Source organism: Aquimarina mytili (assembly GCF_016735115.1).
GTDB classification, from domain to species: domain Bacteria; phylum Bacteroidota; class Bacteroidia; order Flavobacteriales; family Flavobacteriaceae; genus Aquimarina; species Aquimarina mytili.
On record NZ_JAERQJ010000005.1, the window covers coordinates 208,563 to 225,627 of the forward strand.

Consider the following 17,065-nt stretch of genomic DNA (forward strand, 5'->3'; position numbering starts at 1 on the left):
CCCTTCCTTTTAATTTATCGGTTTTTGATCATTCAAAAGGTTTTTTAGGCTGCTGCTGTTCGTACCATTTTTGCCTGTATTATATACATAATGAAGAAAACTAAGGAAAAAAATGAAGAAAAATCTACCTCTATGCGTTTCAAAAACATGTTCTGTTAGGGATGATAAAAATAGAATAACCAATAATGATGGGAGAAGGGGGTTTTTTGTCTTAACAGCTATTTTTACCGAATAGAGAAGATACCCAAAATAGGCTAAAGCTCCCATTATACCAAACCTAAGCGTAAATGACAAAAAAGTATTGTGAGTACTCAATCCTATTAGATCTTTAAAATCATACCTAATGTAATAATTTTCTAATTCGTTTTTAATATCGCTCGTACCTATACCAAAAGGTAAATTCTCCAACGATGCTACATATGCTACTTTAAAAATTTGGCCTCTTCGTTCCATTGCACTCGAAAAAATAGATTGTACCCAATTGAAATCCAAAAATAAAACTGGCAATAGGACTATACATAAAAAACTCACTACAATAAAGAAAATCCTTCTTTTTCGTTTCTCATTTATTAGCACATAAACCCCTACAGAAATAAGTAAAAATAAAAACGATATTTTTCCTGCCATAAAAGAAAAATTAAGTAATATATATATCGTTGCTAGGACATACCATATTTTTATATTTTTCTCTTCGGTTTCCCGATATATATGTATTAAAAAGATGATGGCCAATGTAAAATACATGCCAACATATGCATGATGGATTGAAAACTTTGCATTTCTTATAAAACTATGCAAAGTGAAATTTAGACCCATTTTTTGATTTAAAACTTCATTAGTAAGGTACATATGGTATAGATTTAACCATAAAATTATTGTATATAAAACAACACCTAAAACAAAGGATTTAATCACTAACTTAAAAATTCTATCTGATAAATTAATACTAGATAAAATCAGTGGGAAAATGAGAAAAGGCAATTTCTTCTGCAGTAAAACCAAAGCCCTAGAAAAATCATCAGCGTATATAAATCCAACAATAAAAAGTAAAAATATCATTGCGTTAATTAAGAAAAATAGATCTTTCCTTAATCGTTTTATGTTGAAAACATCCTTAAAACCCAATAGTAGTGAGGTCGTCAACATTACAATTAACACTAAGGAGGTAATGTTTTCCTTAAAAGGAAGCGGAATTAAAAAAGCCAGCAATATTAACATATATTTGATAATATCCTGTTTTCTATCTTTTAAAATAGCACTAAGATTCATTATAGCTTTCATCAATTCGAACTATTTTAAGGAATGTATAAATAATTATTGAGTAAAAAAATCTTGTAATAAAAAAGTTTAAGGTTAAAGAACTTCTTGGAAACGTAATTAAGATTGTAAATAACAATACTGCATATATTTCCCAAATTCCTCCTTTTCTTTCATTATTAAATGACACTTTATGGAAAAAAAAGGCAACTAAAAAACTTATTAATATCATTAATATATACCCTTGCATATAAAACTCATACTGAAGAGAGTATCCTGTACCCCCACTTTTACCAAGTTTCTTTTTTCTTTCTTCAAAAAACTGATCTCTATATCTATAAAAAAGGCCTACATCATATTTTATAAAGTATTTGAGAATTGGTTTTCCTAATGTGCTTAACCCTTCAACATATGCCTGTAAGGGGTAATCTTGCTCATAACCATTATGCATCATTACAGAAAAATTGAAATAACTGGCTCCATATTCTAATGTACCTGGGTTCAAAAAATCTGGTCTTTTTTTCACTAAGCTTATAACATCTTCAATAGTTGGGTTTTCTTTTCTTGTTCCATCTTTATTATAAATTCTTGTTCTAATTGAGAAATACATAAAACCTAAATAAACCGCAAACAAGTATATTAAATATCTTTTCTTAAAAAATCGTTTATAAGTAGAGAGTTTTTGTGTTCTAAAAAAGGCTAGCACACAAATCATAAGAGGATAAAAGGCGCTTCCTCGAATACCTATTTTGACCCAAAAAAAACAATAAAACAGCAAGGTAATAAATGTAATCAAAGCCATAAGCTTAGACACTTTTTTTAGCCCTATCTCTTTAAAAGAAAAATAAATTCCTAAGCTCACAAAATATGAGAAAAAAGGAGGTTGACTAAAAAGATACTGACGAACAAAACCATGATTACCAATATACTTATAAGCACCCGAAGTATATACTTGAAAGAACAGAACAAGTATTCCAAAAAGAAATAATGCAAAAGCGTAAGAGAACGGAATTCTTAGCCCATTAACAGTGCTTCCTTCTTTTTTAGTCCTAGGTATTATTAAGAAAAAAAGAACAAAGTAAGTGCTATATTTAACATATTGCGCTAAATAGTGAAAAGAATCATCAACATATGAACCCCGATAGTTTTCAGGTAAGAAAATCGGCTTTCCAAAAAACAAGAAATTTGTAGCAGGAACAAGTATATAAATATTAAGAATAAAAAACAGAATGAAGTAAAAGGAAAAAGGATTAATCTTCTTTTTTTTAAGTAAAAGAAACGATGTTACAGAAGCTACAATTAGATAATTGATGCAAAGCACTGTAGGGTTGTCAAAAACAAGAAGTATAGGCAACGAAAATAGAAATAGTTGCACCTCGCTTTTTAATAGTTTTATATTGACAAGTGTTTCCAAATAAATTTATTATGTTTTACGAGTTGTTTCCAAAAAAGCGTACATATTTCTTAGCTGTTACCTCCCAGGACAATTCTTCTTTACATTTTTCAGATAATTGTGTTCTATTTACAATAAAACTTGGAATATCATCATTCTTTAAATCTACAAATTGTAGATACTTATCGTATGAGTTGTCAAGTCCAATAGTACCTTTTATTTCTTTATTAACAAGAACAGGCATTCCACAACACATTGCTTCAAAAACAACGAGTGCTTGTCCTTCTGACGTGCTGGGGTGAGCATATACATCTGAGGCAGAATAGTACCTATATAATTCAGAATTTGGCATGTAACTAAATAATTTTATTGTGAAAGGAAGCTCTTTGCTATTTACCAAATGAAGAATCTTATCTCGAGTTTCTTCAGATTCTACTTTCCCTATAATCCAATAGCTTCCTTTAAATAAATTTCTTTTGAGGAACTCAATAAACCCCAAATGATTTTTTCTATGTGTTAATGCTCCTACTGATATAAAAACTTTATCACCATCTAGCACACCCATTTCGCGTCTTACTAGTTCTCTATCCAATTCAGAATATTTAAATGTCGAAACATTCACTCCATTAGAAATTATTGAAGCATTATCTGAATTAATTTTTAATTCAGTTTCACCTATGTCCTTCATTTCCGGGTTTAAGTAAGTTGGATTAAAAACATATTTTGCTCCATTCTTATATAGTTTCTGCATCGAGATTCCTCTTTCTTGATTCGCAAGAATGCTATTAGGGTCATTATGCATGAATCCATGAAAAGAAAAATAAGTTTTCTTGGATAGTTTTAAATGCTTCATAATTGGTGAAAACATCATTCCATGTGCATTAATTATATCTGGTTGCAATTCTTTAATGTAGTTTTTTATAAGAATTCTATAAAGTAAAAATTTATATTGAGGCACTCCGAATTCATTCTTATAATTTCTAAGCTCCTTTATTGCTCCAATAGGTCTTTTTATAAGTTCGAAAAATAGCAGTTTTAGCAGAAGTTTTTTTGAGTATCCTAAAAACGTAATATCATGATGCTTTATAGGTTTATATGAATTAAGGTTTGTTGCATATATATTTGTATCATATGATTCTTTAAGAATATTTGCTATCTCAATAATTACGTTTGCTACTCCCGTTGTATAACTACCCCCGTATTCTTTTGGGATTTGACCTAAAATTAATAGCTTTTTCATTTACAATACATATTTTGCGTACAAAAATACTAGTATCCCCAAGATAAAAATCAAAAAGTCATCAAGAAAATAGTTCTTATTAATTTTTAGCCTTGAATTAATACACCTAAGATTTAATCTAAATCTGAAGTACATCATCATTGAGGTACATATGGCAAAATATACAATTTCCATTTTTAATAAATACAACATTGTCATTATGAGTATGTATCCAAATAATACAATGTAATTATTCCTTACATATTCCTTGTCTAAATTAAGAGTCTTTAAATAGTTGTTCTGAACAATATTTATTTTGATATTATAAACCATTGCTACATAAAATAGAGCAATTATAGTGATACTTTCAATATAATTTTGGTAAAAATATTCAACAAAGTAAAAAACCACGATTAAGTAAAAGAAAAGGACAGGAGAAAACATTGTGGTAACCTTCATCAACTGTCTATGCTTATTATCTAAATCCTGATTATAGTCTTTAAATAAGTATGGTAGTAAAACAGTTGAAACCGAGCTTACAAAGGTATTTGTTAAAACAAAAAACATTCCACCAAATGAGTAATATGCAAACAATTCAATTGAATAAAAAAAATTAATAAATAGTTTATCAATATTTGTATTTACTTGATTTCCAAAATTTCCTGCTAAAAGTTTAATTCCTCGATAATACGTAGGTTTAATAAATTCAATATCACTCGCCCCAATTGTTTTAAGACCAATCCACTTCCTGGAGACATATGTATACACAAAATAGCTTGTAATTATTGATAGTAAAAAGCATCCTAAAATTATATTAATACTTGGTTTATCGAATAAGAAATAGACAAGTACTACTAAAATTAAAAAAGACGTCTCTTTAAAAATCTTTAAAAAACTTACTGTCTTAAACTTCTTTTGAGATTGAAAAAGTGAGTCATAATACGTGTTTATTATAAAAAAGAAAGAAGTAATAGAAAGGCATATTAAAATTATTTTTAATGGAGTTTCAAAAAAAAATGCTCCTGACAACATCAAAATAAGCACTATAAATTGCTGAGTGATCAAAGTGCTAAAATATTTTATATTTTCTTGTTTAATAAAAGCCTCCTGGGTACATAAGGCTATATATATACCATCTTTTAAACCAAAGTGTAATAAGCTTGTATATGATAAATATAATGTGAAAGATTTGTACAAGCCATAATCTTCAACTGATAAAATTTTGGGTATAAAAAACTGTACAGATACCGCTGCAACCAAAGCAATTAAACTACCTGAAAAAAAAATTGCTATGTTCTTTAAAAAATGATTTTTTTTTATGGTCTCAAACAATTCAAATTAATTTAGAAATGTATAATTTTTTAGTATAAATTAAATCATTGCCTTAATAACAATTTTGCGTACCTCGCTTACGGCATCATCAAAACAAATTCCCGGTTGGTGGACATCATTTGGTCCTAAGATTATAAAATCATTTTTTCTTAAATAAAGCTTTGCTCCTTTTCCTTTAAACAATTGAAAATCCTCATTTTTTTCATATTCTGTTATAGGGTTCATATCTAAAATATTGGCTACTGCAATTCTTTCATTACCCTCTATAATATAATGAATGTCTAGATACTTTCTATGGGCCTCCCATTTATCTTTAAATTCATTTTGAGTTTCATAATTTAACAATAAAGCAAAAACTTTATTTCCGTCTATTTCATGCTTTCCTAATTCCAAACTTTGTAAGTCCGTACTTTTTAAGTAATTAATGGCAGTTTCAATATTCGCTGATAACGTTTTATAAAAATTTGCATTATCCAGTGTGTCTATTATCATTTTGCTTATGGTTTTTTTACTCTTTTAAATCTTAATAGACTAGCCCCGTGATGATTTACTTTAATCTTTTGTGATTTAGAAAACTCTTCTATGTTTTTTTGCTTCCATACATCTCTAACCATAAAGTCTCCATTTAACGTAATTTTTAATTCTTTAAGATCTAACTCCCTGGGTGCTTCATCACCCCAATTAAATTGGTCGATCGGAGTATTATAGTATAACCCCTTATTAATTACCGCTATTGCAAAATCTCCATTATACAATTGTTTTTTCAATACTACGAAACCGTTAGTATCTGAAATAATTTCTGCCTGACTGCCAAGACGATCCTGATTGATATCTATAACTTCACTGTTCTTTAGTAAAGAGAGCGTAAATTTATCTATTTTTTCCAGGTCACACCCTAACATTAACGGAGCTGACCAAATAGTCCAAAGAGTAAAATGTGAATATAGTTCATCACCAGATAAATTGTTTTCTCTTGGCTCACCCCAACCTACTTTTCCTAATACTAACATATCTGGATCATTCCAGGAGGATGGGCCATTAAACTCTTTCCAGTTTGTATGATATCTTAAAATATCCATTATCCCTTGAGAAAATCTTCCCTTTGAATATCCATTATCCCATATATCTCTAATATCACTCGTAGTACGCCATAAATTAGACCATTTTTGATATGATTTCATATCATTTATATCACTAGAATTGGAGATTGAGAATACAATATCTCTATTTGCATTTTTGATTTCCTTACCCATTCTAGCTAAAGATATAGAGTCAATAGGATTCCAATCATATTTTAAATAGTCTACTCCCCAATCCACGAACTGATCTACATCATTCTTTTCAAAAGTATATTTCCCGTGTTTAATAAATTTTCGATTTCCAAATTTTTCCTTATCCCAATAACCGTTTATTGAGTCGCTTGATGTTCCGCAATATCCAGCGAAAGACGTAATCCAAGGGGTCGAATAAATTCCAAATTTTAATCCTCTATCATGTATTTGTTTCGATAGGTTCTTCATATCAGGAAACATTGCGTTAGCCCGAATCATTTTCTTTTTGTTATCTCTATTACCTTGCCAAGCATCATCAATAACGATATAGGACCAACCATAATCTATTAATCCTTTATCTACAAATGCTTTTGAGGCTGCTTCTATTTTTTCTTGATTTACATTTTTCCCCCAACAATTCCAACTATTCCATCCCATTGGGGGGGTAAGAGAAATATTATCCCCAACTACAATTTCAAATTCTTTTTTTGTGTTTCCATGTTCATTCTTTGCTTTTAAAATGATTTTTTTAGATTCCAGAACATCCATTTTTCCTGTAATAATACCTGTAAGGCTATCTAAGTTAAGTCCCTTTGGTAAATTATCAACTTCGTAAATTATAGGTTTTTTTCCTGAAGCGGGGATTTTATATAAAAAAGGAGAGTCTTTCCTGATTCCAAAAATATCCGGTCCATTTATTTTGGGTTGTAAGCTTTCCGAAGGTGTAACTATTATTTTTTCTTCTTGTAAAGGTATATATGGTTCTATGGTCCCATAGGATAGAAATTTAGCATTTGCGAAATTGGCATAATCCCTTGATTGACCATCTTTTGCGTCTGAAACGTAAAAAGCTAAAACCTTTATTCCTTCAATATTGATATCAATGTTTTTTACTTGTCCTTTTTTTAAAACCCCACTTTCCCACATAATTTTCTTATCTCCAAGTATGTAGATTGTTATAGAACTCATTTCTTTAGCATTATCATCTAAGCCAACCACAGCAGTAAAGGTTTTGGCTTCGCCATTTAGTTCTACCATGTATTTACTCTTTGCATGTACACCAACACCTCTATCATACGTTTTGTTGTTCATTATCATTGGGCGCCCTAATATGGATTTGTTCTTCTGAGGAGTTTTCCATCCTGAGGTCATAGAAGAAAGGTCCATTTCATCCAGCCATATTTCTTTTGTTTCTTTATTAGCACAATTCATCATAGAAAAAGCTATTACAATAAGAAGTAAAAGAGACGTAATTTTTGTGTAGTGAGGTCGCATTAGTATTCATTTTTTAATTAATCTCATCTTGAGCTTTTTTGTAATCTTTTGGTTGACCAATGTCTAGCCAGTATTCTCCCATTTCAAAAGTTTTGGGAGGATTCTTTGAATCCATAAGTTCTTCAAACAAGGAAGGCATATCATAGAATGTGTCTTTAGGGATTCTATTCAGTATTTCCTTTGATAATACATATGTGCCCGTATTGATATGGTAGTGATAATCCGGTTTTTCTTTAAGCCCTATTAAGTTTTTTTTATCATCTTTTTGCACAATTGCGTAAGGTATTTGGTAGGTAAACCTTTTAATGCACATCGTTGCGGGAGAATTATTCTCTTTATGGAATTTCAATAATCCCGAATAATCTAAATCGGTAATAACATCTCCATTGGCAACAATAAAATCATCTTCCAAATCAAAATTTATTAGACTTAATGCTCCTGCGGTACCAAGCCTCTTACTCTCTTTAACATACTTTATATTTATCCCAAATTCTGATCCGTCTTTAAAGTAGTTTTCAATGATTTCTGACTTATAATTAACGCAAAACACAAAGTTGTTGAACTTATGCTTCAAAAAATTATTCACAATTCTTTCTAGGATTGGTTTGTCATTTACTTTAAGCATTGGTTTGGGGGTTGCCTTAGTAAGATCACCTAATCTCGAACCTAAGCCTCCAGCCATGATCACCACATAATTTGGCTTAAAATTATACTCATAATCATCGAGAGTAATAATATCTATCAATTGATTTTTTTTATTGATAATAGGCATGTGCCTGCGATGAAGCATTCTTAATTGGTTTATAACTTTTTTTTGGTCAAAGTTTTCAGCAACTTTTATCGGATCTTTGTTTATTATCCTATCTAAGACCGTTACCTTATTAATAATTGCTCGTCTAATGTCTCCATCCGTAATAATACCAACTAGTTCTTCATTATCATTTACAAAAGCCAAAAAACCTTGCCCTGTTTTATCAAGTATATTGACTAGTTCTTCAAAAGGTAAATGCTCATTATATTTAATAATTAGTTTTTCTTTCATTTCTAGTTATGTCTTTTTTCAATATTACCTCATCAAACGATATGTCTTTAATTGCAATTTTATGTTCTAGTTGATGAATTTTAGTATAATCAGAAACTTTATCAATCATTTTAAAACATACATTATCTTTATTAAGCTCTTCACCTTTTTTAATATCTTTTGACGCTACGGCAATTTTTTCTCGATTTTTATAAGTTATCTCTTGTTCATTTAAGTTTGAAAATTCTCTATGAATTTCTGAAAAAATTTCGGTTGAAAGGAAATTGAGTCTAGAATTAATTTTTTTGATTTTATCTTTCGAAACAGCTGCTTCAAAATCTACTCTTTCAATTCCTTCATCAACGGTAATATGTTTTTCAAAAACTCTAGCTCCTAATAGATATGCATAATCATTTGATAAAACTGAAAACTCACTATCATAACTTGAATGGTCTGCATATCCAACAGCTATTTTGGGAAACTTTTTTGCCAAAGTTGAAATTTTTTCAAGACGAACATGTTCTATTTTGCTTGGGTATGATTGAAAACCATGCATCAAAACCGAAACTTGCTGTTGAAAGAAACTTATCTGTTGATTAATCTCTTCTAGTGTTCTCCCACCTGCACCAAGAATCAAAGGAACACCACTTTCTTTAACCTTTTCCTTTAATTGTTGATCATTAAATGAAACCGAATGAATCTCCAAAAACTTAATGTTCTTCTTGTATTTTTCTATCAATGTAAATGGTTCAAGGTCCAAAGGCATTATAATGAGATCTAACCCAAGATCAATAGCATAATCGAATAACTCTTCCCATTCTTTTTCAGAAAACTCTAACGTTTTAAGAAACTCATATTTAGAATGTTTGGAAGAGGTCAAGTTATTAATATTAAAAATTACTTGAAATTTTATTCCAGAAGCGCCAGAATCTTTTGTAGCCTCAATTAATTTTCTTGCATATTCTAGCTCGCCTTGATGGTGAAATGCTGTTTCAGTATATAGATAATAAGACATATTAACTAAAAAAATGAGTTGATTTATTTATTCTTCGCTCCATATCCATTTTATATTCTTTAAAAGAAATTATTTTTCCATATGGATATTTAACATCTCCAGTAGCGTTATATGTAGAGTTAATGATGTTGTTTTCCAGAATTGTGCTAATTATCTCGTTTAATGTTAACCTTAGCTTATCTTTATTAGTACTTTGGTTAATAATTTCTTTAGTACGAATATAGTCTTCTGGTGTATCTACAGTAATAGTGTAATTAGAATAATCCTCAGAAAATGGATTAAGAATACCGCATTTATAGTTATCCGGTTCAAACATATAAAGCATTAAATATTCGCTTACCATTGGATCCATTTCTGAATAACATTTTTTAAGCGCTTCGAATTTCATGATTTCGGCCGAAGCGCCTATTGGAACTCCATTTAATCTCAAATAATCCAAATTGTTTTCCTGCAACAGCTCTATTTGGCGATCAATATATTCGTATGTGGTAAATACATTATCTCCTGTAACTCTCAATAGGACATCACCTTTATATTTATCTCCTACCATAATCATTCGCTCAATCACTTTCTCAGGAGAACCTCTATAAATATTAACTTTGTTTTTGCGAGCCACATCTTCTAAAATATCGTCTACCTCTTCTGTAGAAGTACAAATAACAATTTCATCAATTTTTTGAGATAATTTCAATCTCTGAATAATATAATCCAGCATAGAGTAGTCGTCAAAAACATTTCTTAGCACCTTTAGAGGTAATCTAGTTGAGACGGTTCGGGCAATAATACAAGCAATAACTTTTTCATTCATAACTATTCAAAACTTTCCCAAGTTAACATAGCATCTTTATCAATGTCATTTTTAACTGTCCTGCCGACAATATATGATTCTTCATCAGGAGAAATACCCGTTCCAGGTCTTTTAAATAGAATATCTTCGGTTTTAATTTTTTCACCTTTCTTAATAGCTCTTGCCGTAACAGCACTCCTTCTGAATTTCCCTTTTTTAGCCTCCTCAGCATCCGAAACAATTCGTTGATGGCTTCCTAGAGATTTTGTAATATTTAAACCTTCTTTACAAATTATTCTTAGCTCAGCCGGATCAGCAGAAATCTCATGATCCCAGCCTGGTAAGTTTTTATCAATGGTAAAGTGTTTTTCAATAACACATGCTCCGAGTGCAATTGAAGCTAAAGGTATAGAAAAACCTATAGTGTGATCAGAAAAACCTACTGGATAATCAAAAGCCTGTTGTAGCATTGTTATATTATTCAAATGAATATCTTCATACTTTGGAGGATATATAGAAATGCAATGTAACAATACAATTTGATCATTTCCTTCAGATTCAATAGTTTTAATTGCTCGATCAATTTCAGCTAATGAAGCCATTCCCGTAGATAATATAATTGGTTTATTAAATTTTGCCAGATATCTTAGAAACCTCAAATTATTGATATCCATAGAGGCAACCTTAAAAAAAGGAACTCCAAGTTTATCCAGAAGATCTGCCTCTACTTCAGAAAAAGGAGACGAAGCAAATACTACTCCTTTGTTATCGCAGTATTCTTTTAATTCAAAATGCTGATCTTCTCTTAAATAATATTTTTGTATCATTTCTTTAAGAGAACCAAAGTGTTTTTTTGGAGAATCGTCATACTTTTGGTTATTATCATACTCTACCTTAGAAACGAGTGATTTTGGAGTCCAGGACTGAAACTTAACAGCATGTGCTCCACAGTCTACAGCAGAATCAATCATCTTTTTTGCTAAATCCATGTCTCCATTATGGTTTGCGCCTATTTCTGCAATAATAAAGGGTTCAGAAAAATTATATATATCAAAATTTGGAGATAGTTTTATTTTTTTCATTATTAAATTTATTTTTCTAATAGTTTTGTTTCTTCCCACCAAAAGTGGTTTTGATTTCTATCTTTTTGGTTAATCTTTATCTTTTTTTCAATTTCATCTACAGGGTTTAACTCTTCTAACAATCTTAATTTGTTGTATAAGTCTTTTCTTTTTATAAAAATGTAATGTCTTTTTTTCACATTTATTGCGGTCTGTATTCTTTGCAATGACATTTTATCAAACCCAATAGTGTTTGAATCATGTTGTCGATAAAACGTTTGTGTTTTATCTATAAAAAAGGCTTCTAAATTATCTATTAAGTTATAAAAAATTGCCCAATCAACGGCTAAAAGATCTTCATCTAAATTTATTTCTTTTAAAACCTCTTTTCTTATTCCACTATTGCCTAAACCCAATACATTTTTATCTATAAGGAATTGTCGAGTAATAACTTTATTTTTGTTAAATCTTGAAGACCATATCTTTTTATTCAAAATTTTATCCTCATAAAAACTTGTCAAATCATTAAAAACAATAGGATATTTAGATAAATATTTAACTGATTCTTCTACCCGATTATCTGCCAAATAATCATCAGAATCACTAAAGACTATATTTTGGTATTTGCTCCTATTTAATAATTCTAAAAGTTTTTGTCTTATTTTTGATGGTGTATTAGAGTATTTATAAACTGTTATGTTTAATGAGTAATACCTTTCTACAACGGCATCAAAGTTTTCAAAACCGTCATTAATGATGAAAACATCAAATTCTTTATAGGTTTGTCTGCATAATGACTCAAAAAAATCATCTACAAAGGCAGTATTAGCCGGAAAAACTACAGAAGCAACAACTGTTTTATTCATAATTCTTTCATCACTTCAGCAAACATGTTTACTTAAAGATTTTTTAAACTTAAAAGTCGAAAGAAGTTTAACATAGCCCAATTCTACCATTGTATCAATTAATTGTTTAATAAGATAATACCACCACAATGATTTACTCCGACTTCAGAGATGATTAATGTTTTCTTCATTACTTTTTTTCTTTTGCTGGCACTCCAATTACACAGCTCTCATCAAAGACATTTTTAGTAACCACTGCACCAGCACCTATTTTGTTTTTAGATCCAATGTTTAAATATTGTAAAATAGTTGCATTGGTGCCAATTAGATTTTCATTATTAATTATTACTCCTCCAGAAATCACAGCACATGGGTTAATAACATTGTAAGAACCTATTTTGGTATCATGCCCTATATGCACCCCTCTATTAATATAATTAAAGGAATCAAGCGATATGTCTACTGTAAAAACACATCTGGTTGTGATTATATTACCAATTCCTAAAGATACGCTTTCATCTACTATTACATCTGGATGAATTAAATTTGGGAATTCAAAATTCGATTTTTGCTGATATAATTCAACTATCTTTTTTATTTTTCCTGTATCTCCTAAACCAAAAACAATAGAGACTTTGTCTTGTATATCGTTTAAAAAATCTGATTCTTTAATGGTGCGATACTTTGTATTTCCTATTTCCAAAGGTTTCTCTATTACTACATCAACAAAACCTTTGAAGTCATAAACTTTTTCAACCTTATTAATTTCTTTAATCAATAAAAAAATCTCTTTTGCGGCTCCTCCTGCTCCTATTATATATAATGGTTTCATAATATAACGCTACTAGGTATATTTACAACACGTTCTTCAAACCATTTGGAGTTTTCTAGGTTTCCCGTTTGTGCATTTTTAAACATTGATAGGCTATTCATTAATTTCCAAATAGGTCTTGTCATCACTCCTTTGGCATTAGTATTTCTAAGAAATTCATTTCTTTCTTCTACATTTTCTAATAAAATTGCATTTAACCAATAGTTAGAAACTGAATTTTTTGGTTCTACGATATAATATAATGATTTGCCACTAAAAAATGTCTGGTACTTATCTGATAGTTCTCTTTTCTTTTTCAAAATAAGGGGCAGTTTTTCAATCTGAGCACAGCCTAATGCTGCATTGATGTTTGGCAAGCGATAATTATAAGCAATCATATCGTGTTCATAATCCCATGGATGCGGAATTTTCGCTGTAGTGGTTAAATGTTTTGCTTTTTTGGCAATATCATCATCATTTGTAACGATCATTCCTCCACCTCCTGTGGTAATGGTTTTATTTCCATTAAAGCTGAATGTGCCTAATAAACCAAAGGTTCCTGTGTGTTTTCCTTTATAATAACTTCCTAATGATTCTGCTGCATCTTCTACTACAGCGATGTTAAACTTATTGCAAACAGATATAATTTCATCAATTCTAGCAGGTAGCCCAAAAGTATGCATTGGAACAACCGCTTTGATCCTTTTCTTTGTTGTCTTATTTATGCACTCTCCATTAACTATTTCTGTATTTTGCAATAAGAAATGCTCCAGTTTATCAGGAGATAAACCAAGGGTTTCTTTGTCGACATCTACAAAAACAGGATGCGCTCCAATGTAACTAATTGCGTTTGTTGTTGCAATAAAGGTTAACGGTTGTGTTATTACTTCATCATTTTGAGTAACCCCAGCCATTAACAAGGCAATATGAAGGGCGGCAGTACCATTAGAGGTTGCAATCGCATATTTTGCTCCAGTATACTTAGCGACTTCTAATTCGAACTGATCCACAAACTTTCCGACACTTGAAACGAATGTAGAGTCAATACACTCATTCAGATATTTTTTCTCATTTCCCATAAATACAGGGGCATGAAGAGGAATAAACTCCTTAGTATTAAAAGTTGCTTGGGTAAAGGATATAAACTCTTGATACATATAGTTACATTTTACTATCTAAATATTTACCTGTTTCTTTATGTCCAAAATCAGGTATCATCTTAAAAAAAAGATCAACAATATCTTTCTTTTCCCACTTCCTGTTCTTTTTCAACTTCTGGATTCTATTTGTAAATAACTCTAAAGCCTCGTTGTCAAAGTCTAAATTATTTTTTATGATTCCAAGATTTTGAAACTTATCCATATCTAATGTTTCTTTATCAGTAAAGAACTCTTCAAAATCTTTTTCTCCGGTAGTGTCACTCTTGGAAAATAAGCAAGGCCACTTTTTTTCCTGGGGTAATGTTTCCACAAGTTTTCTAGCTTCCTCTTCATCTTTACATAAATATGGCTCATATCCAAGCTCTTGGAGGTATTTTATTGCAATATCAGCAAAAGAAATTAAGTCAAGGTTTTCATTTAATTTAGGAAAAAATATATCGCGATTATCACCGAAAATACAAGACATTAAACATAACTCCCCAGATTCCTTTGGGATTACAAAGTACCTTTTGATATCGTTGGGTGCTACTATTGGTTGTTTTTTCTTTATTCTTTGATCAAATCCATGAAGTAATGATCCATCTGAAAATGCCACATTAGCAAAACGCGCTGTAGAGATTTTTATATCCTTACTTCTTCTCATCAAATACATCTCCATAATTCGTTTAGAAGCCCCCATCATATTTACTGGATTTGCGGCTTTGTCTGTGGAAACGCAAAAATATTTTTTGGTTCCTTTTTCAATAGATTGAAGCAAGGTTTTTTCAGTGTTAAAAATATTTACATCAATCATTCTCATCAATGTATAAGGGTCTTTTTCACTTCTTACATGCTTCAGTGCAGATAAATTTAGAACATAATCATATTTACCACCTGCCTCTATAAAAGCATCATACTCCAAAGATCCTATATCTAAAGCAAAGGTTCTAAAATCTCCATCTATATATCCAAAAGAACTTCTGATATCTCTCACCAATTCAACCAAATTGTTTTCACTAATATCAACTACATGAAGTTTTCTTGGGTTTCGTTTAAAAATCTCTTTAGTAACCGCTTGGCCAATGGATCCGGAACCACCTATAACCAGAAAAGATGAAGAAGAAACTATGTTTTTTAACTCAGGTTCTTTTTCTGCAATATCATCAGAAAACAGTTCTTGTTTTCGTCCTATTAGCTTAAGTATATTCATCTCATTTAAAAGTTTTTGATTTTTAACTACTTATTCCTCGGATCTATCCACAAGCAATAAAGAAGACTTCCAATCTAGTATTTTAGTTTGAAAAAAATTAACTACTTTATCTTTATTTAATACACTGTATTTTGGTCTATCTGCAAAAGTAGGGTAATTATCCGTTTTTTTAAGTATTATAGATTCATGTTTGCCTGAAAATTTCAAAATTTCCTTTGCAAAGTCATACCAAGTAGCCTCCCCTTGATTACTGAAATGATAAACACCATATTTATCATTATTTGTCTGGATTATTTCAAGTAAAAATTGAGCCAAATCATTAGCGTTAGTTGGTGTTCCGGTTTCAGAAGTGATAATTGTGAGTTCCTTTTCTGTTTTTGATTTTTTTAGAATTGTTTTGAAAAAATTATGTCCAAATTCAGAATAGAGCCATGAGGTTCTGATTATGAAATGTTTTTCAAGTATTTGTTGTATAAAACGCTCTCCCTCGAGCTTTGATTTACCATATTCATTTATTGGGTTAGGGGTGTCTGCTTCCAGATATGGTGTTCTCTTTTTACCATCAAAAACATAATCTGTTGACACATGGATAAGTGTTATATCATAAGATTTACATACTTCCGCAAGGTTTTTAGCACCATGAGCATTGACAAGAAATGATTTTTCTGGTTCTTTTTCTGCTTGTTCAACATTTGTATACGCTGCACAATTAATAATAAAATCAAATGATTTTTTAGAAAAAAAACTCTTCAATCCCTCAGCATTTGTAATGTCTAAGGTTTTTGAGTCTGCAAAATATAAATGTACCTCGTTGTAGTTTCCTTCAATTTTCTTGATACACTGACCTAATTGACCATTTGCTCCCGTTACTAATACTGAAATCATGACTTTGCCTTTTTAAACATTGGCAAAATTGCATCTTTTTCTGAAACAATAAGTTCTTTTGTGTCTAGTTTCCAATTGATTTTTAGCTCTGGATCATTGTATATGATTCCGCCTTCGGCTTCTTTATTATAAAAATTATCACACTTATAAAAGAAACTAGCAGTATCACTTAGTACAACAAAGCCATGTGCAAACCCTCTGGGGATATAAAGTTGTTTTTTATTCTCTTCTGATAATTCTATAGCTACATGCTCTTTAAACGTGGGAGAGTCTTTTCGTAAATCAACAGCAACATCCAGTACTCTTCCTTGAAGTACTCTAACTAGTTTGGCCTGGGCATGTTCTCCTATTTGATAATGTAATGCTCTTATGACTCCTTTTGTTGAAAAAGACTGGTTGTCTTGAACAAAATTTACTTTTTGTCCAATCAACTCATCGAATTTTTTTTGATTATAACTTTCAAAGAAATACCCTCTTTTATCTTCAAAAACTGATGGTTCTAAGACGAAGCATCCTTTAAGTTTGGTTTCTTTTGCTACCATGT

The 17,065-nt window shown here is 30.4% G+C and carries 16 protein-coding genes; all 16 read right to left on the reverse strand.

What is annotated here, in order from left to right; genetic code table 11:
• Positions 1–9 precede the first annotated feature (9 nt).
• Positions 10–1,281, reverse strand: a complete 1,272-nt coding sequence (locus JJQ60_RS22380) for an O-antigen ligase family protein (RefSeq protein ID WP_344779254.1) — start codon at positions 1,279–1,281, stop codon at positions 10–12.
• Positions 1,259–2,671, reverse strand: coding sequence for an O-antigen polymerase (locus JJQ60_RS14145; protein ID WP_201921331.1), 1,413 nt, complete (start codon positions 2,669–2,671; stop codon positions 1,259–1,261). The genes JJQ60_RS22380 and JJQ60_RS14145 overlap by 23 nt, the downstream gene beginning before the upstream one ends.
• A gap of 16 nt (positions 2,672–2,687) precedes the next feature.
• Positions 2,688–3,890 carry a glycosyltransferase family 4 protein gene (locus JJQ60_RS14150; protein WP_201921334.1) on the reverse strand — a complete coding sequence of 401 codons (1,203 nt, stop codon included), beginning with the start codon at positions 3,888–3,890 and terminating at the stop codon, positions 2,688–2,690.
• Positions 3,891–5,201 carry an oligosaccharide flippase family protein gene (locus tag JJQ60_RS22385; protein WP_201921337.1) on the reverse strand — a complete coding sequence of 437 codons (1,311 nt, stop codon included), beginning with the start codon at positions 5,199–5,201 and terminating at the stop codon, positions 3,891–3,893.
• A 39-nt stretch (positions 5,202–5,240) separates the two neighbouring features.
• The gene (locus JJQ60_RS14160; protein ID WP_201921341.1) at positions 5,241–5,693 is read right to left on the reverse strand and encodes a YhcH/YjgK/YiaL family protein; all 453 of its coding nucleotides are present in this window, start codon (positions 5,691–5,693) and stop codon (positions 5,241–5,243) included.
• A gap of 5 nt (positions 5,694–5,698) precedes the next feature.
• Positions 5,699–7,747 carry an NPCBM/NEW2 domain-containing protein gene (locus JJQ60_RS14165; RefSeq protein WP_201921345.1) on the reverse strand — a complete coding sequence of 683 codons (2,049 nt, stop codon included), beginning with the start codon at positions 7,745–7,747 and terminating at the stop codon, positions 5,699–5,701.
• 13 nt (positions 7,748–7,760) lie between these two features.
• Positions 7,761–8,789: a nucleotidyltransferase family protein gene (locus JJQ60_RS14170; RefSeq protein ID WP_201921348.1), complete on the reverse strand. Its 1,029-nt coding sequence runs from the start codon at positions 8,787–8,789 to the stop codon at positions 7,761–7,763.
• Positions 8,767–9,783 carry an N-acetylneuraminate synthase family protein gene (locus JJQ60_RS14175; protein ID WP_201921350.1) on the reverse strand — a complete coding sequence of 339 codons (1,017 nt, stop codon included), beginning with the start codon at positions 9,781–9,783 and terminating at the stop codon, positions 8,767–8,769. The genes JJQ60_RS14170 and JJQ60_RS14175 overlap by 23 nt, the downstream gene beginning before the upstream one ends.
• Position 9,784: 1 nt before the next feature.
• Positions 9,785–10,591 carry a cytidylyltransferase domain-containing protein gene (locus JJQ60_RS14180; protein ID WP_201921353.1) on the reverse strand — a complete coding sequence of 269 codons (807 nt, stop codon included), beginning with the start codon at positions 10,589–10,591 and terminating at the stop codon, positions 9,785–9,787.
• Positions 10,592–10,593: 2 nt separating this feature from the next.
• A complete protein-coding gene (locus JJQ60_RS14185) occupies positions 10,594–11,652 on the reverse strand; it encodes an N-acetylneuraminate synthase family protein (RefSeq protein WP_201921356.1) in 1,059 nt (352 codons plus the stop codon).
• An 8-nt stretch (positions 11,653–11,660) separates the two neighbouring features.
• Positions 11,661–12,497 (reverse strand): glycosyltransferase, encoded by an 837-nt coding sequence (locus JJQ60_RS14190; protein WP_201921359.1) that lies wholly within the window; start codon positions 12,495–12,497, stop codon positions 11,661–11,663.
• A gap of 169 nt (positions 12,498–12,666) precedes the next feature.
• Entirely contained in the window at positions 12,667–13,308 is a 642-nt protein-coding gene (locus tag JJQ60_RS14195; RefSeq protein ID WP_201921362.1) for an acetyltransferase, read from the reverse strand.
• Positions 13,305–14,444 carry a LegC family aminotransferase gene (locus tag JJQ60_RS14200; RefSeq protein ID WP_201921365.1) on the reverse strand — a complete coding sequence of 380 codons (1,140 nt, stop codon included), beginning with the start codon at positions 14,442–14,444 and terminating at the stop codon, positions 13,305–13,307. Before JJQ60_RS14200 ends, JJQ60_RS14195 begins: the two co-directional genes overlap by 4 nt.
• A 4-nt stretch (positions 14,445–14,448) precedes the next feature.
• Positions 14,449–15,636: a UDP-N-acetylglucosamine 4,6-dehydratase gene (locus JJQ60_RS14205; RefSeq protein WP_201921369.1), complete on the reverse strand. Its 1,188-nt coding sequence runs from the start codon at positions 15,634–15,636 to the stop codon at positions 14,449–14,451.
• A 30-nt stretch (positions 15,637–15,666) separates the two neighbouring features.
• Positions 15,667–16,521, reverse strand: a complete 855-nt coding sequence (rfbD, locus tag JJQ60_RS14210; protein WP_201921372.1) for a dTDP-4-dehydrorhamnose reductase — start codon at positions 16,519–16,521, stop codon at positions 15,667–15,669.
• Positions 16,518–17,063: a dTDP-4-dehydrorhamnose 3,5-epimerase gene (gene rfbC, locus JJQ60_RS14215; protein ID WP_201921375.1), complete on the reverse strand. Its 546-nt coding sequence runs from the start codon at positions 17,061–17,063 to the stop codon at positions 16,518–16,520. Before rfbC ends, rfbD begins: the two co-directional genes overlap by 4 nt.
• Positions 17,064–17,065: the final 2 nt, after the last annotated feature.

Excerpts from the sequence above, each read along its gene's own strand:
- JJQ60_RS14195 (WP_201921362.1), bottom strand. The coding sequence starts at position 13,308 with ATGAAACCATTATATATAATAGGAGCAGGAGGAGCCGCAAAAGAGATT.
- JJQ60_RS14180 (WP_201921353.1), bottom strand. The coding sequence starts at position 10,591 with ATGAATGAAAAAGTTATTGCTTGTATTATTGCCCGAACCGTCTCAACT.
- JJQ60_RS14165 (WP_201921345.1), bottom strand. The coding sequence starts at position 7,747 with ATGCGACCTCACTACACAAAAATTACGTCTCTTTTACTTCTTATTGTA.
- JJQ60_RS14175 (WP_201921350.1), bottom strand. The coding sequence starts at position 9,783 with ATGTCTTATTATCTATATACTGAAACAGCATTTCACCATCAAGGCGAG.
- JJQ60_RS14150 (WP_201921334.1), bottom strand. The coding sequence starts at position 3,890 with ATGAAAAAGCTATTAATTTTAGGTCAAATCCCAAAAGAATACGGGGGT.
- rfbC (WP_201921375.1), bottom strand. The coding sequence starts at position 17,063 with ATGGTAGCAAAAGAAACCAAACTTAAAGGATGCTTCGTCTTAGAACCA.
- JJQ60_RS14205 (WP_201921369.1), bottom strand. The coding sequence starts at position 15,636 with ATGAATATACTTAAGCTAATAGGACGAAAACAAGAACTGTTTTCTGAT.
- JJQ60_RS14200 (WP_201921365.1), bottom strand. The coding sequence starts at position 14,444 with ATGTATCAAGAGTTTATATCCTTTACCCAAGCAACTTTTAATACTAAG.
- JJQ60_RS14160 (WP_201921341.1), bottom strand. The coding sequence starts at position 5,693 with ATGATAATAGACACACTGGATAATGCAAATTTTTATAAAACGTTATCA.
- JJQ60_RS22380 (WP_344779254.1), bottom strand. The coding sequence starts at position 1,281 with ATGAAAGCTATAATGAATCTTAGTGCTATTTTAAAAGATAGAAAACAG.
- rfbD (WP_201921372.1), bottom strand. The coding sequence starts at position 16,521 with ATGATTTCAGTATTAGTAACGGGAGCAAATGGTCAATTAGGTCAGTGT.
- JJQ60_RS14170 (WP_201921348.1), bottom strand. The coding sequence starts at position 8,789 with ATGAAAGAAAAACTAATTATTAAATATAATGAGCATTTACCTTTTGAA.
- JJQ60_RS14185 (WP_201921356.1), bottom strand. The coding sequence starts at position 11,652 with ATGAAAAAAATAAAACTATCTCCAAATTTTGATATATATAATTTTTCT.
- JJQ60_RS14190 (WP_201921359.1), bottom strand. The coding sequence starts at position 12,497 with ATGAATAAAACAGTTGTTGCTTCTGTAGTTTTTCCGGCTAATACTGCC.